Annotated in this window: 17 protein-coding genes; 6 read left to right on the forward strand and 11 right to left on the reverse strand. The window is 71.8% G+C overall.

Translation table 11 applies throughout. From position 1 onward, the window contains the following. Window positions 1-404 precede the first annotated feature (404 nt). Window positions 405-854: a PTS glucose transporter subunit IIA gene (locus ABZ532_RS24820; protein WP_361287781.1), complete on the forward strand. Its 450-nt coding sequence runs from the start codon at window positions 405-407 to the stop codon at window positions 852-854. A gap of 1 nt (window position 855) precedes the next feature. Beyond that, window positions 856-2,526, forward strand: a complete 1,671-nt coding sequence (ptsP, locus tag ABZ532_RS24825) for a phosphoenolpyruvate--protein phosphotransferase (protein ID WP_361287784.1) — start codon at window positions 856-858, stop codon at window positions 2,524-2,526. Window positions 2,527-2,619: 93 nt separating this feature from the next. On the opposite strand, the gene ABZ532_RS24830 is transcribed toward ptsP, so the two are convergent. Next, window positions 2,620-3,564: a hypothetical protein gene (locus ABZ532_RS24830; RefSeq protein ID WP_361287792.1), complete on the reverse strand. Its 945-nt coding sequence runs from the start codon at window positions 3,562-3,564 to the stop codon at window positions 2,620-2,622. A gap of 93 nt (window positions 3,565-3,657) precedes the next feature. Beyond that, the gene (locus ABZ532_RS24835) at window positions 3,658-5,637 is read right to left on the reverse strand and encodes an acetoacetate--CoA ligase (RefSeq protein ID WP_361287795.1); all 1,980 of its coding nucleotides are present in this window, start codon (window positions 5,635-5,637) and stop codon (window positions 3,658-3,660) included. A gap of 256 nt (window positions 5,638-5,893) precedes the next feature. Here ABZ532_RS24835 and ABZ532_RS24840 point away from each other — a divergent pair, with 256 nt between their 5' ends. After that, on the forward strand, window positions 5,894-8,254 hold the full coding sequence (locus tag ABZ532_RS24840) for a glycoside hydrolase family 31 protein (protein ID WP_361287798.1): 2,361 nt from the start codon (window positions 5,894-5,896) through the stop codon (window positions 8,252-8,254). Here the strand turns inward: ABZ532_RS24840 and ABZ532_RS24845 are convergent. Continuing rightward, complete coding sequence (locus ABZ532_RS24845; RefSeq protein ID WP_361288034.1) at window positions 8,249-8,788, reverse strand: NUDIX domain-containing protein; 540 nt, start codon at window positions 8,786-8,788, stop codon at window positions 8,249-8,251. The two genes, ABZ532_RS24840 and ABZ532_RS24845, sit on opposite strands and share 6 nt — an antisense overlap. Window positions 8,789-8,845: 57 nt before the next feature. Then, window positions 8,846-9,670 (reverse strand): M15 family metallopeptidase, encoded by an 825-nt coding sequence (locus ABZ532_RS24850; RefSeq protein WP_361287801.1) that lies wholly within the window; start codon window positions 9,668-9,670, stop codon window positions 8,846-8,848. 136 nt (window positions 9,671-9,806) lie between these two features. Between ABZ532_RS24850 and ABZ532_RS24855 the strand changes: the two genes are divergently transcribed. Continuing rightward, window positions 9,807-10,274, forward strand: a complete 468-nt coding sequence (locus ABZ532_RS24855) for a zinc ribbon domain-containing protein (RefSeq protein WP_361287804.1) — start codon at window positions 9,807-9,809, stop codon at window positions 10,272-10,274. After that, window positions 10,271-11,461, forward strand: coding sequence for a lipid-transfer protein (locus tag ABZ532_RS24860; protein ID WP_361288037.1), 1,191 nt, complete (start codon window positions 10,271-10,273; stop codon window positions 11,459-11,461). Before ABZ532_RS24855 ends, ABZ532_RS24860 begins: the two co-directional genes overlap by 4 nt. Before the next feature lie 74 nt (window positions 11,462-11,535). On the opposite strand, the gene ABZ532_RS24865 is transcribed toward ABZ532_RS24860, so the two are convergent. From ABZ532_RS24865 to ABZ532_RS24880, 4 genes are read right to left on the reverse strand one after another with little or no spacing between them, the layout of a single operon-like run. After that, window positions 11,536-12,147 (reverse strand): ATP/GTP-binding protein, encoded by a 612-nt coding sequence (locus tag ABZ532_RS24865; protein ID WP_361287807.1) that lies wholly within the window; start codon window positions 12,145-12,147, stop codon window positions 11,536-11,538. After that, on the reverse strand, window positions 12,128-12,580 hold the full coding sequence (locus tag ABZ532_RS24870; protein WP_361287810.1) for a DUF742 domain-containing protein: 453 nt from the start codon (window positions 12,578-12,580) through the stop codon (window positions 12,128-12,130). Before ABZ532_RS24870 ends, ABZ532_RS24865 begins: the two co-directional genes overlap by 20 nt. 11 nt (window positions 12,581-12,591) lie before the next feature. Then, a complete protein-coding gene (locus ABZ532_RS24875) occupies window positions 12,592-13,014 on the reverse strand; it encodes a roadblock/LC7 domain-containing protein (RefSeq protein WP_361287813.1) in 423 nt (140 codons plus the stop codon). After that, entirely contained in the window at window positions 13,011-15,914 is a 2,904-nt protein-coding gene (locus ABZ532_RS24880) for a nitrate- and nitrite sensing domain-containing protein (RefSeq protein ID WP_361287816.1), read from the reverse strand. The genes ABZ532_RS24875 and ABZ532_RS24880 overlap by 4 nt, the downstream gene beginning before the upstream one ends. A gap of 551 nt (window positions 15,915-16,465) precedes the next feature. Here ABZ532_RS24880 and ABZ532_RS24885 point away from each other — a divergent pair. Beyond that, window positions 16,466-16,885, forward strand: a complete 420-nt coding sequence (locus tag ABZ532_RS24885) for a hypothetical protein (protein WP_361287819.1) — start codon at window positions 16,466-16,468, stop codon at window positions 16,883-16,885. Here ABZ532_RS24885 and ABZ532_RS24890 read toward each other — a convergent pair. The 3 genes from ABZ532_RS24890 to ABZ532_RS24900 all read right to left on the reverse strand — a co-directional run bounded on the left by ABZ532_RS24890 (window position 16,876) and on the right by ABZ532_RS24900 (window position 24,609). Beyond that, window positions 16,876-21,984, reverse strand: a complete 5,109-nt coding sequence (locus ABZ532_RS24890) for a hypothetical protein (RefSeq protein ID WP_361287822.1) — start codon at window positions 21,982-21,984, stop codon at window positions 16,876-16,878. The two genes, ABZ532_RS24885 and ABZ532_RS24890, sit on opposite strands and share 10 nt — an antisense overlap. A gap of 53 nt (window positions 21,985-22,037) precedes the next feature. Continuing rightward, window positions 22,038-22,961, reverse strand: coding sequence for a hypothetical protein (locus tag ABZ532_RS24895; RefSeq protein ID WP_361287825.1), 924 nt, complete (start codon window positions 22,959-22,961; stop codon window positions 22,038-22,040). Between the two features lie 121 nt (window positions 22,962-23,082). Continuing rightward, window positions 23,083-24,609: a hypothetical protein gene (locus ABZ532_RS24900; protein WP_361287828.1), complete on the reverse strand. Its 1,527-nt coding sequence runs from the start codon at window positions 24,607-24,609 to the stop codon at window positions 23,083-23,085. Between the last annotated feature and the right edge of the window lie 193 nt (window positions 24,610-24,802).

Here is a 24,802-nt window from a genome sequence, read left to right on the forward strand (position 1 = left end):
CCAGCCTAGCAGATCCGATTTCCCGTTTCCGCCACCCGCTGGAGCGGGCTTCCGGGCCGTTCCTCCGCTTTCGCGAATTCCCTTTCCGGTGTTTCAAACCTTACCAGCCTTTTCCCTGCCCTCTGACCAATCCCACCTCACTCGCATTCAGCGCACACGAGTGTGCACAACACAGAGCGGTGGTTTTGAGGAGATAGAGGATCAAGCTTGATTAGGTGCTGCCGACCTACGCGTCGTAGTGGCGCTCGCGGCCAGGCAGATCTACGACAGTACATGTCGTCCGCGGGTGAGGCAAATCGTCCCTGGCGGGTACCGGCGTCCGTCAACTGCGGGCGCTCAGGCGGAACCTGAAGTTCCGGTGGCATACGCTCTGAACAGCAGGCCGTCCAGTTCGGGAGGCTCCCATGACAGTCGTGACGTCGCCGCTGCCCGGTCGCGCGATCGGACTCGCCGCAGTGCCCGATCCGGTGTTCTCGGGAGCGATGGTCGGTCCCGGGACCGCGATCGATCCCCCACGTGAGCTCTCGGATGCCGTGTCCCCCGTGGACGGCGTCGTCGTCTCCCTCCACCCGCACGCCTTCGTCGTCGTGGACGCTGAGGGACACGGGGTGCTCATCCATCTCGGCATCGACACCGTGCAGCTCAACGGCGCGGGCTTCGAGCTCCTCATCAACAAGGGCGACACGGTGACCCGCGGCCAGGCGATCGTCCGCTGGAACCCCCGAGCCGTCGAAGAGGCCGGTAAGTCGCCCATCTGTCCGGTGGTCGCGCTCGAGGGCGCTGCGGGATCGCTGGCCGGTCTCCGCGAGGATGGGGATGTGAAGATCGGCGACGAGTTGTTCAGCTGGAGCTGACATGAAGACAACGCTGCGGGGCCTCGGTGTGAGCCATGGGGTGGCGATCGGGCAGGTGCGGCACATGGGGACGGCCGTGCTGGAGCCGCCGGCCAAGCAGATTCCGGCAGGGGACGCCAAGCGGGAGCAGGGGCGGGCCCGTCAGGCGGTCGACGCGGTGGCGGCCGATCTCAACGCGCGCGGTCATCTGGCCGGCGGCGAGGCCCAGCATGTGCTCGAGGCGCAGGCCCTGATGGCGCAGGATCCGGAGCTGATGGCCGACGTGGAGCGGCGGATCGCGGTCGGGAGCACGGCCGAGCGCGCGGTGTACGACGCGTTCGCCTCCTACCGGGCGCTGCTGGCGGGAGCCGGCGAGTACCTGGCCGGTCGGGTGGCGGATCTGGATGACGTGCGCAATCGCATCGTGGCGCGGCTGCTGGGTGTGCCCATGCCGGGTGTGCCGGACAGCGACGAGCCGTACGTACTGATCGCCCGGGATCTCGCGCCGGCCGACACCGCGCTGCTCGACCCCGGCCTGGTGCTGGGCTTCGTCACCGAGGAAGGCGGCCCGACGAGCCACAGTGCGATTCTGGCGCGGGCTCTGGGGGTGCCGGCCGTGGTGGCGCTGGCGGGGGCCTGCGAGCTGGGCGAGGAGACGGTCATCGCCGTCGACGGCAGTACGGGCGAGGTGTTCGTGGAGCCTGATGGCGAGGAGCGTGCGGAGCTGGCGCGGACGGCGGCGGAGCGCAGGAGGGCCATGGAGGCGGTGTCGGGGCCGGGTGCGACATCCGACGGGCACAAGGTGCCGCTGCTCGCCAATATCGGCGGGCCCGTCGACGTACCCGCGGCTGTGGCGGCCGGGGCCGAGGGGATCGGGCTGTTCCGTACGGAGTTCCTGTTCCTGGATGACAGCTCCAGGGCGCCGTCGGAGGCGAAGCAGGTCGAGGTGTACCGGCAGGTACTGGAGGCGTTCCCGGAGCGGCGGGTGGTCGTGCGGGTGTTGGATGCCGGCGCGGACAAGCCGCTCGACTTCCTGACGCCGGCCGACGAGCCGAATCCGGCGCTCGGCGTGCGTGGGCTGCGGGCGTTGCTTGATCATCCGGAGGTGCTGCGGACCCAGCTGGCGGCCCTGTCGAAGGCCGCCGAGGGCCTGCCGGTGTATCTGGAGGTGATGGCTCCGATGGTCGCGGACCGCAGTGACGCGAGGGCGTTCGCTCAGGCGTGCCGCGAGGCCGGGCTGAAGGCGAAATTCGGCGTGATGGTGGAGATCCCCTCGGCTGCCTTGCGGGCGAGGTCGGTGCTTCAGGAGGTGGAGTTCCTGTCTCTGGGCACCAACGATCTGGCGCAGTACACCTTCGCAGCGGATCGTCAGGTGGGTGCGGTGTCGCGGCTACAGGATCCGTGGCAGCCCGCACTGCTCGACCTGGTCGCGGTGGCGGCGGAGTCGGCCCGGGCCGAGGGCAAGGGCTGCGGTGTGTGTGGCGAGGCGGCGGCGGATCCGCTGCTGGCGTGTGCGCTGACCGGTCTCGGTGTCACCTCCCTGTCGATGGGTGCGGCGTCGATCCCCTATGTGCGTGCGGCGCTGGCGAAGTACACGCTGGCGCAGTGTGAGCGAGCGGCAGCGGCCGCCCGTGCCGCTGACGGTGCCGATGAGGCTCGGGCGGCGGCCCGGGGAGTGCTCTCCGGCGAGTAGCCGGGCTTCTTCGCTGGTGTCAGGGGCTTCCCGTCATGTCGGGAAGCCCCTGACGCCGTTCTGCGCGCCTTCCGTGCCCCTTTTCATGCTCTTTCAGTCGTGCGCGCTGGGGCGGGGCGGGTCGCCGAGATCGAATCCCGCGCGGTATTCGGCCCCCGGGTCCGGGCCGATGGGGTCGCCGGTATCGGCGTCCGTGCAATAGGCGGTGAACACCTCGCCCTCGGTCAGAGGGAGCATCCGTCCGCGCTGGAGGCGCCAGCCCCGGAGCTGGTCGGGGGCGTCGTCTGTGCAGGTCCGCAACACCACTCCGCCAGGGCCTTCGAGTGCGAGGCCCGCTGCGAGTACGGCCACGAACTCCGCGCCTTCGGATGAGTCGAGTGTGGCCGTGCTCCCGCTGCCGTTCACGGCGTCAAGGGCGGCCAGGAGCTGTTCGCCCTTGACGGGCACGCTGCACACGAGGTGGTGCGTCCCGGTGCCCGCGCACTCGATGAGTCGCAGCAGGAGCTCCGAGGCCTGGTCGAAGGCGGCGCGCCCGATGTCCTCTCCGCAGTCGGCGCAGGTGCCCAGGTCATTGAGCAGGGAGCTCGCGTAGTCCCAGGTGGCCTGCCGGACCGAGCTGTTGACGAGCAGTGGCACGAGGTGGTCGATGGGCTGGCCCGTATAGGCCACGGTGGGTCCTGCGGCGGCGACTTCCGCCGTGTAGCGGCTGCGGCTGGCGGAGCTGTCCGGGTCGAGTCCGGTCTCGGTGCAGTAGTGGGCGAAGCCCGCCGGGTCGAACAGCGCGACGGAGGTGTGGCCGCCTTGCCGGGAGAGTGATCTGAGGAGGGCTTCGACCTGGTGCAGATAGCCGGGATGGTCGGAGAAGGTGAAGCTGCGGTAGTGCCGCATGGCGGCGAAGTCCTGCTCGTCGACGAGCAGGCCGACGGTGGACGGTACGTCCCGGCGCAGGGCGCGCCGTGGTGACCGCCGTGGCGGGCGCCGCCTGTTGGTATGGCCGGTGCGGCGCTTCGGTGTCTCGTGGTGTCGGGTGCTGGTCATGGTTCCCCCTGGTCCCCGTGAGCCTGTTGATCAGTGCTCACTCACCGTAACCGCGAGCACTGACAAACGGGGCGGGGCGGGGCGATCCGGTGGTCAGCCGCGTGTGCGGGCCAGCTCCTCGTAGAACCGCAGCAGCTCGATGTCGTCCACCGAGCCGGGGTTGACCGCCTTGGCCAGGGGTGTGCCCTGGAGCAGTCGCTTGACCGGGACTTCGATCCGCTTGCCGGTGAGGGTGTGCGGGATGGCGGGGACCTCGATGATGTCGTCGGGGACGTGGCGTGGGGAGAGCTGCTCCCGGATAGTGCGCTTGACCCGTTCGCGCAGGTCGTCGTCGAGGGCGGCGCCGGGGGCGAGGTGGACGAAGAGCGGCATCCAGTAGCCGCCGTTCGGCTCTTCGAGACCGATGACGAGGGACTCGCGGATCTCGGGGAGCCGTTCGACGGCTTCGTAGATGTCGGAGGAGCCCATACGGACGCCCTGGCGGTTGAGGGTGGAGTCGGAGCGGCCGTGGATCACCACCGAGCCGTGGTCGGTGATGGTGATCCAGTCGCCGTGCCGCCAGACGCCGGGGAACATCTCGAAGTAGCTGTCGCGGTAGCGGCTGCCGTCCGGGTCGTTCCAGAAGTGGATCGGCATGGAGGGCATGGGGTTGGTGACGACGAGCTCGCCGACCTCGCCGGTCAGGGGCTTGCCGTGCGGGTCCCAGGCCTGGAGGTCGGTGCCGAGGCAGGCTGCCTGGAGTTCGCCGATGTGGACGGGCAGGGTGGGTACGGCGCCTGCGAAGCAGCTGCACACGTCGGTGCCGCCGCTGACGGAGGCGATCCACAGGTCCTCGCGTACCTCGTCGTGGAGCCAGCGGAATCCGTCGGGGGGCAGCGGGGAGCCGGTGGTGGCGACGCACTTGACGCGGGAGAGGTCGTGGTCGCGGCCGGGGTGCACTCCGGCCTTGCGGCAGGCCATCACGTAGGCGGCGGATGTGCCGAAGAGGGTGGCGCCGGTGCGCTCCGCGATGGCCCACTGGGCGCCGGTCCCGGGGTAGCCGGGGCTGCCGTCGTACAGGATGACGGTGGTGCCGGTGAGCAGGCCGGAGACGAGGAAGTTCCACATCATCCAGCCGGTCGACGTATACCAGAAGAAGCGGTCTCCGGGGCCGAGGTCGCAGTGCAGGCCGAGCTGCTTGAAGTGTTCGAGGAGGATGCCGCCCTGGGACTGGACGATGGCCTTGGGGAGTCCGGTGGTGCCGGAGGAGTAGAGGACCCAGAGCGGGTGGTCGAACGGCACCTGCTCGAAGACAGGTTCGGCGGGTTCGGCGTCCGGGGAGATCACGTCCGCCCAGGAGAGGGCGCCTTCGGGGGCGCTGGTGCCGAGGAGGGGGATGTGGACGACGGCGCGCAGGGTGGGGAGCTCCCGGCGCAGTTCGGCGACGGTGTCGCGGCGGTCGTGTTCCTTGCCGCCGTATCGGTAGCCGTCGACCGTGAACAGGACGACCGGCTCGACCTGCTGGAAGCGGTCGAGGACGCTGCGAGCGCCGAAGTCGGGGGCGCAGGAGGTCCAGACCGCGCCGACGGCGGCGGTGGCGAGGAGTGCGGTCACCGCCTCCGGGATGTTGGGAAGGTAGCCGCTGACTCGGTCCCCGGGCCGTACGCCGAGGGCGCGCAGCTCCGCGGCGAGTGCCCCCACCTGGCGGCGGAGCTCGGACCAGCTGACCGGGGTCGCCTCGTGGGTCTCGTCCACGTGGATCAGGGCCGGTTCCTGGGCGCGGGCGGGATCCTCGGCGGCGCGCAGAGCGTGCTCGGCGTAGTTGAGCGTGGCTCCGGTGAACCACTGCGCGCCGGGCATGGAGCGGTCCCCGATGACCTGCTCGTACGGGGTGGAGAACCGTACGTCGAACCAGTCGGCGACCGCCCGCCAGAAGGTCTCCAGCTCGTCGACGGACCAGCGGTGCAGTGCCACGTAGCCGCCTTCGGCCGGGGCTCCGTACCGCTCCGCGGCCCAGGCCTGGAACCGGGTGATCCGGGCTGCGGCGACGCGGTCGGCGTCGGGCTGCCAGAGCGGGGCAGGGCTTGCGGTCATGGAGCGGCTCCCGGCGGCTGTGTCTCTCGCTGTACGCGTGGTGGGCGTGTGTCCCGCGCACGGGCATGGGTGTGCGCGTGACGCGGCTGATGCTGACAGGACGATGCCATGTGATCGTCTTCCGCACCAGGGCTCCCCGCCCGTGGCCGGCCCGTGCCGGACGGGGTCGTGGTGCGCTTCCGCTGTGCTCCCGCCGCGGGTGAACGGGAGTTGAACCATCCTCGCCGATGCCCTGGTGGATGGCAGGGTGAGCGGCATGGACGGTCGTGAGCTGGTGCGCTCGGTGAAGGTGTTCGGCACGGTGCAGGGACTGCGGGCCGTTCGTTCGGCGTGGCGCCGCAGGCGTACGGACGCGTGGGGTCTGCCGCCGCGGGGTGCCGAGCGGGCGCGGGTGCCGGGCATGGTCGTCGGTGCGGAGCCGCTGCCGGGAGGCGGGGTCGTGCGGTTCACGCGCTCCCGGCTGCGGGTGCGGGTGGCGGTGGGCGGCAGTGTGTTCTGGGGCTGGGACGGTGCGGAGCCGGAGCCGTCGTACGCGTTGGCCGGTCCTCCGCCGGAGGCCGATCCGCGCGCGGAGCTGGAGCCCGACATGGACGGCGGCTGGCGGGTGGTGTCGCAGCGGGTGACCGTGGCGGTGACGCGCCACGGTGCCGTCGAGGTGCGCACCCCGGGTGGCGTGGTGCTGCGCAGGGACCTGCCGCCGCGCTGGTGGGAGCCGGTGGACGGGGGACCTGCGCGCTGGTTGCAGCGTGCCGAGGTGTGCGCGGACGCGCGGTACTTCGGACTGGGCGGACGCTCGTCGGGGCCGCGGCTGCGGGACGGCACCTACCGGCTGTGGAACACGGACCCGCGAGGCAGTTTCGGTCCCGGTGACGATCCGCTGTACATCACGATGCCGGTGCAGCTGGTCGTTGCGGACGCGGGCGCGCATCTGGCGTTCTACGACAACACCTGGGACGGCCGCGTGGCGCTGCGCGAGGGTGAGGAGGGAGCGGGCTCCGGGCACGACCGGCCGGGCACGGTGGAGGTCCGGATGAGCGGGGGTCCGCTGCGCTGCTGGGTGGTGGTGGGTACGCCGGCGCGTCTGCTGCGTACCTGGACGGCGCTCACGGGCGCGCCCGCGCTTCCTCCGTCGTGGGCGCTCGGCCCGCAGCACGCGCGCTGGGGTTTCGGCAGTGAGCGGGAGGTGCGACGGGTGGTGGCGGGCTATCGGGAGCGGGGGCTTCCGCTGTCCGCGCTGCATCTCGACATCGACCACTACGACGGCCATCGGGTCTTCACCGTCGACAAGGAGCGCTTCCCTGATCTGCCGGGTCTCGCCGGGGACCTGGCTGACGACGGGGTGCGGCTGGTGTCGATCGTCGATCCGGCCGTGAAGGCGGAACCTGGGAGCGCGGTGTACGACACCGGGTCGGCGGCCGACGCGTTCGTGCGGGACGCCCGGGGCCGGCGGGTGCGGGGGGTGGTGTGGCCAGGTGAGTGCGTGTATCCGGACTTCACGGATCCGCGGGTGCGCGAGTGGTGGGGCGGGCTCTACGAGGAGCGTCTGGCGCAGGGCTTCGCGGGGGTGTGGCACGACATGAACGAGCCCGTGTCGTTCGTGCCCTTCGGTGACATGACACTGCCCCGGTCCGCCCGGCACTCGCTGGAGGGGCGTGGTGGCGACCACCGCGAGGCCCACAACGTGTACGGGCTCGCGATGGCGCGGGCGGGGTACGAGGGGCTGCGGCGGCTGAGGCCCGCTGAGCGGCCCTTCCTGTTCTCGCGCTCCGGCTGGGCGGGAATGCAGCGGTACGGCGGGACGTGGTCCGGGGATGTGTCGACGGGCTGGCCGGGGCTGCGCGCCTCACTCTCGCTGGTCATCGGGCTGGGACTGTGCGGGGTGCCGTATTCGGGTCCTGACGTCGGCGGTTTTGACGGCAGCCCGTCGCCGGAGCTCTACCTTCGCTGGTTTCAGCTCGGTGCCCATCTGCCGTTGTTCCGTACGCATGCGGCGATCGACGCGGGCCGCAGGGAACCCTGGGAGTTCGGCCCCGAGGTGCTCGGGCATGCGCGGGCGGCGCTTCTCGAACGTGAGCGGCTGCACCCGTATTTCGTCACCCTTGCGCAGTTGGCCCGACTGACCGGTGCGCCGTATGTGAGGCCCCTGTGGTGGAACGCCCCGCGTGATCGCGCCCTGCGGGACTGTGAGGACGCGTTTCTGCTGGGCGACGCGCTGCTGGTCGCGCCGGTGCTGGAGCGGGGCGCCGACCGGCGAGCGGTCAGGCTTCCGCGCGGGACGTGGTACGACACGGTGACCGGGCAGGCGCACGAAGGGCCGGGTCAGGTGCTGCTGGACGCGCCGCTGTCGCGGATTCCGGTGCTGGCGCGGGCGGGTGCGGTGGTTCCGGTGCGGGGTGAGGACGGCGGCGTCGAGCTGGAGGTATGGGCTCCGGTGGCCGGGCGTACCGGTGGGGGGCTGGTGGTCGGGGACTGTGCCGGGGTGTCGGAGCGGCCCGAAGTCGAGCGGTACACCTCGCGGCTGGCCGGTGACCGGGTGGTGGTGGAGCGGGTGACGGCGCAGGGTGCGGTGAGTGCGGGCCGGCCGGTGCGGCTGAGGGGGTGGCCTCCGTACCTATGAGTACTCGCCGGCGAACCAGCGGCGCACGGCGAGCGTGTGCAGCGGGAACGCGAGTTCGGTGGGCTTGTGCAGCAGGTGCCAGCCCTCGGTCTCGTCGGTCGGGGCCGAGCTCGGGAGCCGGTCCGCGGGGCGCTCGGGGAGCAGCCCGAACAGGAGCAGATGGCCGCCTGGCGAGCTGAGCGCGTCGGCCAGCCGGACCTGCCGGCCGTCGGCCTCGATGCCGGTCTCTTCGCGGAGCTCGCGGACGACGGCGTGCTGCCAGTCCTCGGCATGGTCGATGAAGCCGCCCGGCAGGGCGATCTCCCCGCACCGGGGTTCGATGGTCCGGGTGATGACGACGAGCCCGGTGCCGTGTGCCGTGGTCGCCGGGAGAAGGGCGACCGCCACGGGAAGCGGGTTGCGGTAGACGACGTCACCGCAGCGGGCGCAGGTGCGGGGCCATGTGGTGGTGCCCTGCGGGTAGCGTGCACCGCAGCTCGAGCAGTGGGAGTCCCGCACGGGGGCGACCGCGTGGCCGTCTGCGGTGCGGGACATGGGGGCCTGGTGCTCAGGGGGCTCGGTCACATGCGGACTGTAACGCGGGGGCGGGCATCACGGCCGGCGAGTCGGTGTCTCGGGGCCGATCAGGGAGCTCCATGCCACGGGGAAGTCGTGGTAGGTGTCCGGGAACGGTTCGGGGCCGTAGGTGAAGTGCCACCATTCCTCGGGCAGATTGACGAATCCCGCTTCAGCGAGGGTTTCCTTGAGGAGCAGCCGGTGGGCGCGCCGGCTGCCCCGGACGCGCGGGTCATCGGTGTGCGACAGGGTGTCGAAGCAGTCGAATCCGGTTCCCATGTCGAGGGAGTTGTCGGGGAAGCGTGTGTCGCGGGGTGCGTGGCACGGCGTCAGCTTCTCGCCGGGGGCATAGGGGCGGGTCTTCCGCGTGGGCAGCTGCACAAGAGTGAGGTCGACCGTGCTGCCGCGGCTGTGCCCGGACTTCCGCGCGATGTATCCGTCCTCGAAGAGCCGCGACTTGTCGACGCGGGGGTAGAACTCCTGCTTCATGCGTTCGTCAGTGAGGTCTTCGGCCCATCGTACGAAGTGGTCGACGGCGCGTTGGGGCCGGTAGCAGTCGTAGACCTTGAGGGAGTATCCGCGCCGGAGCAGTCGGCGCTGGGCCGTGCGCAGCGCATCGGCGGCGGGGCGGGTCAGGATGCACAGTGGCTGCCGGTAGCCGTCGACGGGGTCGCCGATGAAGTTGTGCGCCGTCGTGTAGCGCAGCTCCTGGATGATCGTCGGATCGACCATGGCCAGCGCGGTGAACGCGCGGGGTGCCCGGGGTCCAGGGGCTGCCGGCGGGGACGCGGCGGCAAGGGTGAGCAGGGCCGCGGCGGTGGGCGCGAGGACACGGAGCGGTGCGGGGGCAGGTCCTTTCATGCGCACCGTCTATCAGGAACGGCGGGGCGGGACCAGGATCCGGGCGCCCTGTCCGCGGACGGCGTTCCGTGACAGAATTCTGACGCACCATCAGAAAGTGAACAGGAGCGGGGACGTCCACAGGGAGGGGCCGGCCTTGGCACGCACACGTATACCGGTGGTGTCCGGATGGTTCACCGGCGACGGCGACACGGCCGGCGAGGACGCCGAACGCTCGTTCCGGCTGCTGGGCACCCGATGCGCGGCCTGCTCCTCGGTGTTCTTCCCCCGCGAGGACAGCGCGTGCCGCAACCCGGGCTGCCGGGGCGGCGAGCTGGTGGAGGTGCCGCTCTCCAGGAGCGGCCGGGTCTGGTCCTACACGGACGGGCGCTACCGACCGCCCGCGCCGTACGTATCCGATCCGGCCGTGGAGTGGCGGCCGTACACACTCGTCGCGGTCGAACTCGAGGCGGAACGCATGGTCGTGCTCGGCCAGGCGGCCCCCGGGGTGACGGTCGCGGATCTGGCTGTCGGGATGGAGGTCGAAGTGGTGCCCGGGATCCTGAACGAGGACGAGCAGACCGTGTGGACGACCTGGTGGTGGCGCCCGGTGGACACGCGATGACCGGCGACATCGCGGTCCTCGGGGCCGGTATGCACCCGTGGGGCAAATGGGGCCGCGGCTTCGTCGAGTACGGGAGCGTCGCGGCCCGGGCCGCCCTGGCGGACGCGGGCCTGGACTGGCGGCAGATCCAGTCGGTGGTCGGGGCGGACACCGTGAGGGGCGGCTACCCGGGCTATGTCGCGGGAGCCACGTTCGCCCAGGCACTGGGCTGGCAGGGCGCCAGGGTGACCAGTGTGTACGCCGCTTGCGCTTCCGGGGCCCAGGCCATCGCCACGGCCCGGGCCCAGATCCTGGCGGGGCTCGCTGACGTGGCACTGGTCGTGGGGGCCGACTCCGCCCCCAAGGGGTTCTTCGCCCCGGCCGGCGGAGACCGGCCGGATGATCCGGACTGGCTGCGCTTCAGGGTGCTGGGGGCCACGAATCCGGCGTACTTCGGCTTGTTCGCCCGCCGCCGCATGGCGTTGTACGGCGACACACCGGAGGACTTCGCACAGGTCAAAGTGAAGAACGCGGCGGCGGGAGCGCTCAATCCGCTGGCCCGTTACCGGGCGGCGGTGAGCGCGGAGGAGGTCGCGGCGTCGGCCGTCGTCGCCGATCCGCTGCGGCTGCTGGACATCTGCGCCACGTCCGACGGAGGAGCGGCGCTCGTCCTGTCGAGCCTCGACTACGCCCGTCGGCACGGGGTCGCCGATCCGGTGCGGATACGTGCCGTGTCGACCGTGACGCCGGTGTACCCCAGGACGGTGCTCGACCTGCCCGACATCGCCACCGACTCGGCGGTGGCGGCCGATCCGCCCACGCCGGGCTTTCGCGCCTCGATCGCCCGAGCCGCCTACGAGGAGGCGGGGCTCGGGCCCGACGACCTGTCGCTCGCCGAGGTGTACGACCTCTCGACCGCGCTGGAACTGGAGTGGTACGAGGACCTCGGGCTGTGCGCGGCCGGAGAGGGCGCCAAGCTGGTGCGGGAGGGCGCCACGGCTGTCGGTGGGCGCATACCGGTGAACCCGAGCGGGGGCCTCGCGTCCTTCGGCGAGGCGGTGCCCGCCCAGGCGATCGCCCAGGTCTGCGAGTTGACCTGGCAGTTGCGGGGTGAGGCGGGCGACCGGCAGGTGGCCGGGGCGCGGGCCGGGATCACCGCGAACCAGGGGCTGTTCGGGCACGGTTCGGCGGTGGTCGCCGTACGCTGACCGGCCGGGACCCGGTCGTCAGCACGTGCAGGACCCGTACCCGCGGCAAAGCGCCGGGGTGCGGGCCGTGTCGCTCATGTCGCGGCGGCCTCATGCTGGCGTGTGGACCAGACCAGGGCGTGCTCGACCACCGACACGAGCACCGCCTTCACCGACTCGCGGTCACGCGCGTCGCACATCATCAGCGGTACCTCCGGATCGAGGTCCAGTGCCCCCCGTACGCTCTCCGCGGGGAAGCGGTCGGCGCCCTCGAAGCAGTTGATGCCGACGGTGAAGGGGATCCCCCGGCGCTCGAAGTAGTCGATGGCGGCGAACGAGTCCTCGAGGCGGCGGGTGTCGGCGAGCACGACGGCACCGAGCGCTCCCTGGGCCAGCTCGTCCCAGAGGAACCAGAAACGGTCCTGGCCAGGTGTGCCGAAGAGATAGAGCACCAGGTCTTCGCGCAGGGTGATCCGGCCGAAGTCCATGGCGACTGTGGTGGTGGTCTTGGACTCCACCCCGTCCAGATCGTCGACGGGACGGCCCGCCTCGCTCAGGGTCTCCTCGGTACGCAGCGGCTTGATCTCGCTGACCGCGCCGACGAGAGTCGTCTTGCCGACCCCGAAGCCACCCGCCACCAGGAGCTTGAGGGTCACCGGCTCGACCGGCCGCCGTACTTCTTCACGGCTAGAGCGCCCGAAGACCATTGATCACCTCGCGGAGAATGCTCACGTCCGGCAGCTCGGCCGGTGGAACGGGACGGGTTACATGGACCAGTGCGTGCTCGACGAGATCGCCGACGAGGACTCTGACCACCTGGACGGGCAGATCGAGTCCGGCAGCGAGCTCGGCGATCGACTGGGGAATGGTGCTGCTGCGTTCGATGATCTCGACGTGCTCGGGCGACAGCATCTGGTCCGTGCCCGGCCCGCCCGCCCCGTCCGGCTCGGGGACGACCAGCGCGATCAGATCGAGCTGGTGCCGGACCGTGCTGCTGGTCCGGCCCCGGGTCATCGCGTACGGGCGCACCACGGGTCCGGCGTCGTCGTCGAACCAGTGGTGCGGGTGCCGCGGTTCCGGGGTTTCCGCGGTTGCCCGGGGGTCCCCGAGCTCCTGAATGTGCTGTCCGGCGTCGTTCATCTCATTTCCACTCACCCTCCGGAGGTCAGTCCGCTCCTTGGTGCCGTGGCGAGGTGGACGCCCACGCGCTTGACCATCAGCGTCATCTCGTAGGCGACCAGCCCGACGTCGGAATCAGCGTCGGACAGCACGGCGAGACAGCTGCCGTCACCGGCCGCCGTGACGAAAAGGAAGGCGTCGTCGAGTTCGACGACGGTCTGCCGGACCGCTCCGGCGTCGAAGTGGCGCCCGACGCCCTTGGCGAGGCTGTGGAATCCGGAGGCGACAGCCGCCAGGTGCTCGCCGTCCTCACGGGTGAGGTCCTTGGACGAACCGGTCGCGAGGCCGTCGCCGGAGAGGACGAGTGCCTTGCGGATGGAGCCGACCCGGTCGACCAGCTCGTCCAGGAGCCAGTTGAGCTGCCCGCTCCTGGTGATGTCGTTCGCTGCGGTCATCGACCGTTCCCCTCCGGTGTGGTTCCCTGTGCTGGCTCGCCGGAGCCGGTGCTGGTGTCTTCGGCGTTCTGGCGACGTCCGCGCTGCCAGCCGCGTTGCAACGAGGCCATGCGGTCGCGTACTTCTTCGGCGTCCCGTTCGATGTCCGGCGCCTCGCCGGACGCCCCACCCCGGGGCCCGGTGGTGGTGCCGCCGCCCTCAGTGTCGCGGCGAAGCTGCGGGGCCAGGCTGGCCTGGCGTACGCGACGCGGGAGACCGCCGAGCGCCGTCGTGTCCTGACCCCCCGCCGGGGACGGGGGTGACATCCGCCGTGTGGGCGGGGACGCAGGCTGCTGCGGGGGCGGCGGTGAAGACCGCTGCTCCCAGCCCGGGTCGAGGCGCGACGGCCGGTCCGCGGCCGGACTCTTCGTCGCGTCCGTGGATTGTGCGAAGGGCGAATGCGTACGACCGGGCTCGTCCACCCTGCGTCCGTGGTCGGCGACGAGAGTCGGCGGCTTGCGCCGGGGCAGCTGGGTGGGGCCCGTCGGATGCCGGCCCGGACCGCGGTGACGCGGCGAGAGCTGGTCCGTGGCCTGCTGGTGCTGCTCGTCGGCGGATGACGGCCGCACGAAGTCGCGTGCGCGGAACAGACCGCCGCGCTCGCTCTCGGTGTCCTCGATGTCACCACTGCCGATGCCCTTGCCGATGCCGGTGTTCACCTCAAGGGTGTCGACGGCCGGGCGGTCCTCGTAGCCCAGGGTACCGACCGGTGCTTCGAGTTCGACGGGGCCGTCGAGCACCTTGGGGCTCGTGCGCCCCGTGGGGATCTGCGCGAGGGCCGTGACCCTGCCGCCGTCCACACCCTGGCGGCCGTTGCTCCGGTCCCTGTCCCTGCCCTGGCGCTCACCCCTGCGGTCCAGGCGGAAGCCGGTGCCCTCGGTCTCGGGGGCGTCGGTGAGGAGCGCGGCCGGGATGAAGACCACCGCCGTGGTCCCGCCGTACGGGGACGGCTGGAGCGAGACCCGCACGTTCTGCCGCTGGGCGAGCCGGCTGACCACGAACAGACCGAGCCGGTCGGTGTCGGAGAGCTCGAACTCCGGGGTCTCCGCGAGCCGGAGGTTCGCGTCGAGCAGTGCCTCCGGGGTCATGCCGAGCCCCCGGTCGTGGATCTCCAGGGTGAAGCCGTTGGCGACGCGCTCGCCGTGCACCTGGACTCCGGTGTGCGGAGGCGAGAAGACCGTCGCGTTCTCCAGCAGTTCGGCGATGAGGTGGGTGAGGTCGGCGACGGCGGGGCCTGCCACGCCGATCCTCGGCAGCCTGCGGACTTCGACCCGCTCGTAGTCCTCGACTTCGGCGACCGCGGCCCTGACCACGTCCATGAGCTGGATCGGCTTGCGCCACTGCCGGGAGGGCGCGGCTCCGGAGAGGATCACCAGGCCCTCGGCGTGCCGACGCATACGCGTCGTGAGGTGGTCGAGGCGGAAGAGGTCCGCGAGCTCCTCCGTGTCCTCCGTACGCCGTTCCATGGTGTCGAGAAGTGTGAGCTGGCGGTGCAGCAGCACCTGGTTGCGGCGGGCGAGGTTGACGAAGACCTCGGAGACGCCGCGGCGCATGTCGGCCTGCTTGACCGCGGCTTCGACAGCCGCACGCTGAAGGGTGTTCAGAGCCTGACCGACCTGGCGGATCTCGTCCTTGCCGCTCTTCCCGCGCTTCTCACCCTTGCCGTGTTTCTCGCCCTTGCCGTGTTTCTCGCCCTTCTCGTGTTTCTCGCCCTTCTCGTACTCGAGGCGAGGTGCCTCGGTCTCGACATCGATGCTCTCGCCCGCGGCGAGGCGACGCATGACGCTGGGCAGGCGGATTCCGGAGACCTCGTGGGCCTCCTTGCGGAGCCTGGAGAGCGAGCGCACCAGATCGCGGCCGATGCGGACGGAGACGACGATGGAGACCAGCAGGGCCAGGAAGCCGAGCACACCGGCGATACCGGCCTTGAGGAGCACGCTGTAGGCGGCGGGCTCGACCCGCTGCTGGTACCGCTCGGCCGCCTCGGTGTTCAGATGTGCCAGATCACCGAGTACCGGGCTGCTCAGTTCTTCCCAGCGCTGCGCGTCGACGGCCAGGGGGTTCTTGGCGGGCCCGTCGGCGATGAGCCGTTCCTCGGCATCGCGCAGGGGTTGGGTGTTCGAGCTGCCCCAGTACCGGGCGAGGATGTCACGCTCGGACGAGGGGAGGAACTCGAGATTGATCCCGTAGAGCAGCGAGCGGTTGGCGGCCAGGTCGGAGGTGGCGCGGATCTCCTTGGCGGTGATCCTGCCGGTGATCAGCGCGGAGGTCACCAGTGCGTCCTCGCGGGAGAGCAGTTCACGGGCGCGCGCCACACCGACGAGGGCACGGCCCTCCTTCTCCAGCTCCACGTCCTCGAGGGCGTGGAGCGAAGTGAGGAAGGTGTAGCAGGGATCGACCACGCGGTTGTAGAAGTCGAGGGCCTGGGCCCGTGTGATGGTGCTCTGTTCCACGTTGCGCCGCAGCGAGCCGAGTCCGTCGAGTGCGCCGAGCAGCGAGTCCAGCCGCCTGGCCACTTCGGGTCGTATCCCGTCGCGTACGCCGGAGTCCTGTGCGCTCCCACGCAGCGCCGTCACGGCGTCATCGGTGGCCGCGCGGTGGCGGCGCAGGGTCGATGGGCTGTTGGAAGCGCGGGGGTCGGCCAGATAGACCAGGGTCAGTCGGCGCTCGTTCTGCAGGGCGCGGACGGTGTCCTCGACCGGGGTGCCGACCTCGTCGATGATGTGGCTCATGTCCAGGAGCTGCTTGGCCTCCTGGCCGGTGATGACGGTCGCGAACACCCAGAGCGCGGTGAGCGACATGAGCGGCACCAGCAGCAACGCCACGATCTTCCTGCGGATGGATGTCCCGCGAAAGCGCATGGCCTCCCCCAGATCAGCGCCCCCGGCGGGCGGGTGGTGGTGGTGCTTGTGTCTGCGTGCGTCCGCGAACGCCGTCGCGCGTCCGTGTGCGCACTCGTCCGTCGGCGTTCCCCTGCGTTCTCAGCTTTCGCCTGAAGATCTCCGCGCCAGGAACCGAACGCGTTCCCGCACGTGTATCTGCGTCACGAAACGGCGTGAGCCTACTACTGACAGAGTGACAACTCGAAGACTCGTCCGGAGGTTTTTCGGCCGCGTGACGGTGTGTTGATCATGGCTTGTCCTGGTATTCGAGGAGTTGGGCTGCTCGGATGTGGCCGAGGACACCAGGTAGAACGCGATATTCCGCTACTCCCCCGCATGGCGGGAATTCTCCCCTCCATGGGGGAATCTTCCCGGCCCATCGTTCGTCTATCCGTATGGGGAACAGGAGTTGTGGGGGATTGCCGGGCGGTGTGTGCCTGGAGCAAAGGGTGCGTATGCCCCTGTCTAACCGGGCTGGATCCGGGCAGCCACCCCTGTAGTCGGACAGCGGTGGGGAGTGAGCGCGAACGATGAGTATGACCAACGGTTCGGGTGCGCCGCGGAGCATCTGGGTCGAGCAGCCGGTGGGACGCAGGCGGATGCCGGAGCCGGTCCGGATCGCGGCCGTGCGCGCCGTGATCGTGACGGCGGTGACGGTGACCCAGGCGGTGACGGCGTTCCTGTTCAGTGTCACGGGCTCATGGCTGGCCTTCCCGCTGGTGCTGAGCAGTGTGGGCAGCACGGTCGTGGCCACATGGGCCGTGCTGGACGTCTGGGTCACCCGGCAGGTGTGGAACCAACGGTACGGAGTGGTCTCCGTACCGAGCAGCACGGCCCGGCAGCTACGGCGTGAGCGCCGTCAGGCCAGGCGGACGGCCCGCGCCGCCGCGCGTGTTGCCGCACGGATACGACGACGCGGTGGCGCGGGCGGGCGGCTGTCTCAGGCCTGACCGGCCTCGGCTTCCTGTCCCGGCCGGCCGGTGTCCCGTCGCGACTGCGGGTCCACCGGCTGGCCGGCGTCCGCCGGCTGGTCGGGCGTGCGCCGGAACATACGGGTGGCCGTGATCTCGCCGTGTACGGTCTCGCCCTCGGTGCGCTGCTGCGGCAGCCCTGGCCGCAGATGCTCCTCGACGCTGATGTACTTCAGACCCGCGCGCAGGTCCGCGTCGTTGCGCAGCCGGACGACCAGGGGGAACTCGGCGAGTGCGGTCGTGTCGAACAGGCCTGTGGTGTACAGCAGCTGGACGCCGAGCGCGTCAGAGACAGCGCGCTGGAGCTCCAGCAGATAGGTGGCGTTGGCCCTGCCGATGGGATTGTCCAGGAACAGGGTGCCGGCGTGCCGGTGCTTGTCCCGGCCGCGGTCGTTGCTGCGCAGGGCGGCCATGGTGCAGTAGAGCGCGATCGCCGCGGTCAGCAGCTGGCCGCCCGAGAAGACATCTCCCATCTGCCCGACCGGTACTCGCTCGGCGCGGAGCACCGCGTCCGGCTTGAGGATCTCCACGGCCACGCCCTTGGGCTGGAGCGCGGCCTGAACTCCCCGCAGCAGCAGGGACATCCCGTCCCGGCGCAGGTCGGAGTTCTTCCGGACCGCCGCGCGGGTGGCCTCGTCGATGACCTCGCCGAGCCGCTCGACGAGCGTCGCCTGGTCGGGCTCGTCGAAGCGGATACGGAGGAACTCCTGGCCGGACCACTCACCGAGGCCTTCGGGCAGCCGGGACAGCCGCTGCGCCGAACGGAGCGTGGTGAGGGCGGACTCCACCAGACCGCGCAGCCGGTCCACGATGGAGTCACGGTTGCGCTCCAGCTGGACGAGCTCGTCGGTGAGGACCCGCAGCCGCGGGGCGAACGCCTCCGCCCACTTGGCGGCGTGCTCGGGCAGGGCCGAAGCGGGCAGTTCACGGATCTGCTGACGCGCCGGGGTGCGGACGGCCTCGTAGCGGGTGGAGTTGGCGTGCCGTACGAGCACATCACTCGCTTCCCGTACGGCGGACTCGGCGGTCGTCAGATCGGATGCGCAGCCGCGCAGCGAGCGACGGGCCTCGGCGGCGGAGTGCCGGGCCTCCTCCAGACCGCCCGGGTAGGGCTCGGGGTCCCCCTGCTCCTCCTCCGTGTGGTCCCGGAGCAGATCGCGCAGCAGCGCCGCGGTCTCGTCGAATCCGCCGGCGGCGTCCTCGGCGGCGCGGTGGGCGCGCAGCAGTTCGGCGTGCCGGGCGCGCGCGGTGTCCAGCGCCTCGGTGTGGGCGGCGAGTTCGGCCGTCGCGGCGCGGAGCAGGACCTGGGCGTGCTCGGCGTCGGCGGGCAGCAGCCCGCCGGGCAGTTCGGTGTGCGCGTCGCCGTCGCCCGGGGCCAGGCGCTCGGCTTCGCCGCGCAGCCGCCCGATTCTCTCGCTCGCCTCGGAAGCCCGGGATTCCAGCATCTGCACCAGCGCCTCGGCGCGGGCCGCGGCGGCCTGCCGGGAGGGTCCGTCGGCTCCGTCGGTGCCTTCCAGGAGCTGGGCGGCACGCGTGCGGACCTTGTTGGTGAGGCGATCGAGCTCGCCCAGCGCCGCGCTCTCGTCGCTCTCGGCGCGGGCCTGCTCGGCCCGCAGATCGGCGCCGACGCCGACCTTCTCGTACAGCTGGGACGCGGCGCGGTAGGCCTCACGCAGGGCAGGCAGCGGGATGCGTGGCGCCGCGGGGTCCGCCTCGGGGAGCTGCTCGGGGGCACCGGCGATCTCGGCGCGCTCGGCGCGCAGGGCCCGTGCGGTGCGCCGGGCGTCGTCGGCGGCGCGCTGCGCGGCTCTGCGGTCCTCGTCCGAGGCCCGGGCCCGATCCAGGAAGGTGGCAGCCCTGGCCTCGGATTCGGCGGCTTCATCCGCGAGCTCACGCAGCTTCGCCTGCCAGCCGGCCCGCTCCCGCAGCCGGAACGCCAGTCCGGCGAGGGCGTCCGCGGCGCGGCGGGCGCGCTGTGCTGTCTCCTGACGCTCATCGCGTGCGGCTGCGCTCTCGCCGGCGGCCTCGTCCGCCTCGACCCGTGCGGCACGGGCCTCGGCGAGCGTCTGCTCGGCCGCTTCGGCGGTCCGCCCGGCCTGCTGTGCGGCCTCATCGAGATCGGCGAGCATTCCGGCCGGGCAGTCCGCACGCCAGGACGCGATACGCGCGGCGAGCGCCCGGTCCTCCGCGAGGCGGCCCGCCAGCTCGCGGATCTCCTCGTCCCGGGCCGCCGCCCTGGCGCGCAGTGCCTGGCGCTCCTCGTCCGCCGCGTGCTCGTCGTGCATGGCCGGGTTCGGCGGCACGAGGAACACCTGGCCGTCCCCTTCCGCTCCAGGCCGCGGTACGGGCGCGAGCAGCGCGGCGGCGGTGCCGACCGCGACCGCGGAACGCGGCAGCAGTGCGGCTGCGGAGAGCGCCTCGCGGGCCCTTACGTAGGAGAGGGGGTCGGTGATCACGACGCCGTCCACCAGCTCCGGGCGCGACGAGAGAACCGCGGAGTGGTCGGCGGGGTCGACGGCCTGTGCGAGATAGCGCCAGCCCGGCAGAGCCGGGATGCCGTGCTCGCCGAGGAACTCCACGGTCGCCAGAACGTCGCGACCCGGGGGCAGCAGCCCTCCGTCGCCGAGCGCGCCGAGGATACGCGCGTCGTCCGCTGCGGCGGTCCTGAGGTCGAAGAGCTGCCGCTCGGCCGTGGTGACGCTCTGCTCGAGCAGCGCGCGCAGTTCGTCCGCGTACCGGTCCAGCTCCTCGGCGGTGAGCGGGCCTTCGGCGGCACGCGGCGGTGCCGATCGCGGCTCGCGCCGATCGGCCCCGGCGCCGTCGCGGGCACTCGTGTGCCCGGCCGTGAGGCCGCCATGGCCTGGAGCGGACCGCCCGGATGCGCCGTCACCCGTGCCGGAGGCGGGGTCCTCGGTGCTTCGCGCGCCAGCCGCCGGAGAGTTGGCGCCCGCTCCCTGAGCGGTGGCGCCGGCTTCGTCGCCGGCGTCCGGCGACGGATCGTGGACCCCCGCGCGATGACCGGGCCCGGAAGCAGCGTCCGTGGCCGCTGCGCCCTCCGGCGGTACCGGACCGGCGCCCGGCGCCGCGGCGATGCCAGGGCCACCGGTCGCCCGGACCGCATCGGCAAAACCGTCGACCGCGGGCACTGCGGAGGCGGGTCCCGGGGCAACCGGCGACGGACCGGTCGTGTCCCCCGGGGCGCCGTCGGCGCGCCGGGGGCCGGGAACGGGGGCCGGGGGCAGGCTGAGCAGCTCCGCGAGGCGTTCGGATTCGGCGATGGAGGCCGCAGCGCGGCGCTCCGAAGTGTATGCGCGGTCGGCGGCCTGGGCCGCGTCCGCGGCGCGGGCGGCGGCCAGCTCGGCCCGGGCTTCCGTGGCAGCGGCCTCGCGGGCACGGTCGGCGGCGGTCCTGGCGCTCTCGCGGGCCGTGTCCCAAGCCGCGACGGCGGTCTTCTCCGCGTCGCTCGCGGCGAGCGCGGCGCGGGCGGGATCGGCGTCCGGGGCCGTGTCATCCAGCCAGCCCGCACGGACGGCCTCCGCCATCTCCTGTTCGACCTCGGTGAGGCGCTGACGCAGGTGGCCTGACTCACTGCGGGCGCGCTGGGCCTCGGTGGCGGCTGCCGTGGCGTCACGGTGGGCGGTCTCACCCGCCTCCTGGAGGGCGGCGGAGCGCTCCTCACCCTCGTTGGCGAGGCGCTCGCCGTCTTCGGCGGCGGTGTGGAGGGCACGGACGAGGTCGGCCGCGGCCCTGCCACGGGCGGCCAGGGCGGGGGCGGCGTCACGCTCGGCCTCACGGATGGCGGCGGCCACCCGTGCCGAGCGGTCCGCGGCGGCGCGGTGCCGCAGCACGGCCTCCGCCGCCTGCCAGGCAGCGTGCAGGGTGCGTGCGTCGGTCAGCTCGCGGCGCTGCGCGGCGGCGCCCTTCTCGGCCGCGGTGAGCGCCAGTGACGCGTGCCGGTAGGCCAGTTCGGCGGCGATCAGGGCACTGCGGCCGCGCTGCTGCTCCGCTTCGGTGACGGTGTGGGCCGCGGCTGTGACCTGGCGGGCGAGGTCCGCCGTGCGGGCGCGTTCGGTGCCCGCGCGGGCGGAGAGCCTGCGGGCGAGGGTGCGGGTGCGGCGCTCGGCGCCCGCGTGGATGTCCCGGGCGCGGCCCCGCGCTTCGGCCGCCTCCACGATCCGCCCGAGCAGGTCCGCGGAGCCCGCCGTGAAGTCGCGCTCCGCGGTGAGCTCGGCGCGCCGTCCCAGCTTGTTGCCGAATCCGCTGACCAGGTCGGCGAGTCCGTCGGTGTCGCGTGTGTCGGTGACGGCGCGCAGCAGCAGATCCGTGAAGTCGGAGTCCTTCTTGACCGCGAAGAGGCCGGCGGCCTCCCCCTCGTCGGCGTTCATCTCCCGCTGGTACCGGAAGAGCTCGGGGTCAAGGCCGATGTCCCCGAGGTGCTCGTTCCAGCGGTCGTGGATCTCCTCCCAGTACACCTCGAGATGCGGGTATGCCTTGCCCGCCTCGGTGATCGCGTCCCTGAAGCCCTTCATGGTGCGGCGGCGGCCACGGGCGGTCGACGCTCCCTCGGCCGGCGGGCGGACCGCGGTGGCCTCGGCCACGGGCAGGGAGTCGAGGCTGAGCCCCGGTCCCGGCCGGAAGGAGTACCAGGCCTCGGCGAACTTCCGCGGGTCGTTGGAGACCTGGCGTCCGCGCCACTCACTGACCTTGCCCACGACCACCAGCTCACCGGTGAGGGTGTGCTGCCACTCCAGGGCGACATGGCCGCAGTCGTCCGCGAGCAGGAACTTGCGCAGCACACCGGAGCTGGCACCACCCAGGGTGTTGCGGTGACCCGGCAGCATCACCGAGAAGATCAGCTTGAGCAGTACCGACTTGCCGCCGCCGTTCTCCAGGAAGAGGACGCCCGCGGGGGCGGGGCGGCGCGGTGGGCCGACTGGTTCCTCCTCGAAGAACTCGGCCTGCGTGGGGGCCGGGTTGGGCACCGGCGCGCCGACCCCTCGCAGGTCCAGCACGGTGTCGGCGTAGCGAGCACCGGCAGGCCCGATGGAGTAGAGGCGGACCCGGGACAACTCGTACATGGCGGAGGGCTCTCGTCGTTTCTCGGAATGCTCGGAGTGCTCAGGAGGGCTGGTCAGGCATGGAAGGGAAGGCCGGCGTCGGCGGCCAGCTCCAGGTCGTCGGCGTCGGGCGCGGGCACGAGCGTGGCGGCGCCGTCGGTGACGGGGACGACGCCGAGCTCCAGCAGCTCGGCCATGGCGGCGCTGCCCGCCATGTCGCGGACCTGTAGCTGGTAGCGGGCCGTGGTGCGGTAGGCGCCGCCGGCTTCGTCACCGGTGCGCTGGAGGAAGCCGGAGTCGGTGAGGAAGGCGACGGCCTTGCCGACGATGCCCGTGGTGGACCCGGCGAGCCGCCGTGCGTCCTTGGTGGCCCCGGTCGCGCTGCGGCGGGCGTAGATCCGCCAGGCCGCTTCCAGTCCGGGGGCGTCAGATGTGGGGTCGGTGTTCTCGCCCAGCTCTTCGGCTCGTGCTTCCAGTCGGCGGCAGGCCTGACGGACGAAGGCGTCGACGCCGTTGATCGTGATCCGGCCGATGTAGCCGTCATCGGCGAGGTCTTCGGGGCGCGGGAACGCCATGGCCGCGACGGCGAGGTGGGCGAGGCCGTGCAGAAATCGGTCGGCTGAGTCGGTGGCGGCCCGGCGGGCGTAGTCACCCATGCGGACGGCGAAGACGGAGTCCTCGCCCGCGGTCACGGCCATCCCCGCGCGCGGGGACACTTCGAGGACGACCAGCCCGAGTCCGGTGGCGATCGCATCGGCAAGGCGCCCGAAGGCGGGCTCTTCGCGATAGCGGCGCAGCAGGTCCGCGTATTCGGCGTCACGTGCGGGCAGCAGTTTGGGCTGGAGTCCGAAGGAGACGAGACGCGCGGCGTCCGCCGCGTCCGCGGGCGTGACGGTGGCGGTGGCGGCCACGGACATCGGCCCGGCCGGTGGGCCCTGCGGCGCTGCTCCCGGCTGCTCGCTCCACGCGGCGGTGTGCTCCGCGTGCTGGTCGCTCACGACTGCTGCTCCCTGCTGCTCTCGCGCTTGATGATCTTGAGGTCGCGGTGCGGGTCCACGGCGCGGACCGGACCGGGCCGTGGGTGGGATCCAGCCCCGCTCCGCGGTCGGACAGTGGCCCTCATGCCGCCTCCGAACGGTCCGCCGCCATGCCGGCCGCGTCCAGCAGGGCGGTGCCCACGATCAGGTCCGCGCCGCCGAATTCGGGGTCGTCCAGCTCGGCGCCGTCGTCGACGGCGAACAGCAGCCGCTGTTCGCCCTGGCGGTAGGCGGTGCCGACCGGGGGGCTCGCCGCGTGGACGGCGAGGAGGGCGACCAGATAGGGGAGGTCCGGGTCACGGCGGCGCGCCTCCGCGAGCAGGCCGGAGAGCCTGCGCGGCGCGTCGTGCTCCAGATCGAGGAGTTCCATCGCGCGCGCCAGCTGCTCCTCGCTGAAGCGGCTGTCGTCAGGTGTGGCGATCAGATCGGGTTCGGGCATCTCCGCGCCGAGGTGCTCGCGCTCGACCGGAGGGGTGAGCAGCAGATCGACAAGGTCGCCGAGGCGCACCGCTGCGGGGGTACGCAGTCCCGTACCCCGGGCGAAGAACGCGTCGGTGACGCGGGTCGCGTGCTCGACCGGTAGCGGCAGCAGAGGGGCGACCAGGTGTCCGTACAGATCGATCCCGGCCCGTGCGGCCGGGGTCGCGAAGGCCTGCCGGTCCTGTTCGGCCCGGAACAGCGGTCCCGCTTCCAGCAGCCTGGACTGGAGCTGGGTGTGGCGGCGGATGCAGTCCTTGACGATGTCGACGAGTTCGGCCGCGCGGCGCTTGTGCTCGGGGTCCTCGGCTTCGTCCCGTGCCTTGCGGATGTTGGTCAGGATCGCGTTCTCATGGCGGTACCGGTCGGCGACGTGGTCGAGCGCCTCGGCGATCATGTCGGGCACGTCATTGAGCCAGTCGACCGCGCGCACGTTGCGCCGGGTCGCCTCGAGGGTCCTTCGCAGCGTCTCGGCGTACTGCACCGTGCGATAGCGGGCCTGTTCGGCGGCGAGCTGGGCGTCGGCGAGACGGCCCCTGCTGATCAGGACCTCCAGCTTCACCTCGGCCGCGATCTGCGCGCTGGTGACGTCCGTGTCCAGCGCGCCGACGAGCACATTGACCGCTTCGTCGGTCGTGCGGAGGTAGACACCGCCGCCGTATCCGGGGACTTCCTCGATGAGCTTGAAGTCGTAGTCGCGTCGGACATAGACACCATCAGGGCCGAAAGTGCCGTAGACGGCACGGAAGCCCCGGTCGACGCTACCGACGTTGATCAGGTTCTCGAGCACCCATCGCGCGACCCGCTCGTGCTCGGCCTGCGGGCGCCGGGGGGCTTGCGCGGCGATCCGCGGAAGCAGCCTGGCCACTATCTGCTCATGGTCGGCCCCGGTGTCGAAGTCCATGTTGAGCGTGACGAGGTCGATGGCGGAGAGGGCGACCTCGGCCATCGCGTAGACCGAGTACTCCCCCGCCAGATTCGCCTTGCGGACGTCGAGGTCGTGCAGGGGCGCGGTGCACGCGAGCGCGCGGAGCCGCCGCGCCAGCCCTTCGTCGGCGGCCGGGCCCTGCGCGGGGCGCGGCCCCGCGCTGAGCTGGGGCGGAACGAATTCCGTCGAGGCAGGCGAAGTCACGGTGCACAGACTAGGTCCTCGCACTGACAACGGTCGAAACAGCGCCGAAACCACCTCGCCGGACTGGTCCCGGGCTCCTGACCGCCCCCGTTCGAGCAGGTGGACGCCGGTGGACGGGCAGCAGGGGCTCGTTCGACAATCCCTGCGTCGCCACCCATGTCCCCACGGCACCCCTCCCTGTCTGCGAGGTACG

This window comes from Streptomyces sp. NPDC019396 (assembly GCF_040632375.1).
Taxonomy (GTDB): domain Bacteria; phylum Actinomycetota; class Actinomycetes; order Streptomycetales; family Streptomycetaceae; genus Streptomyces.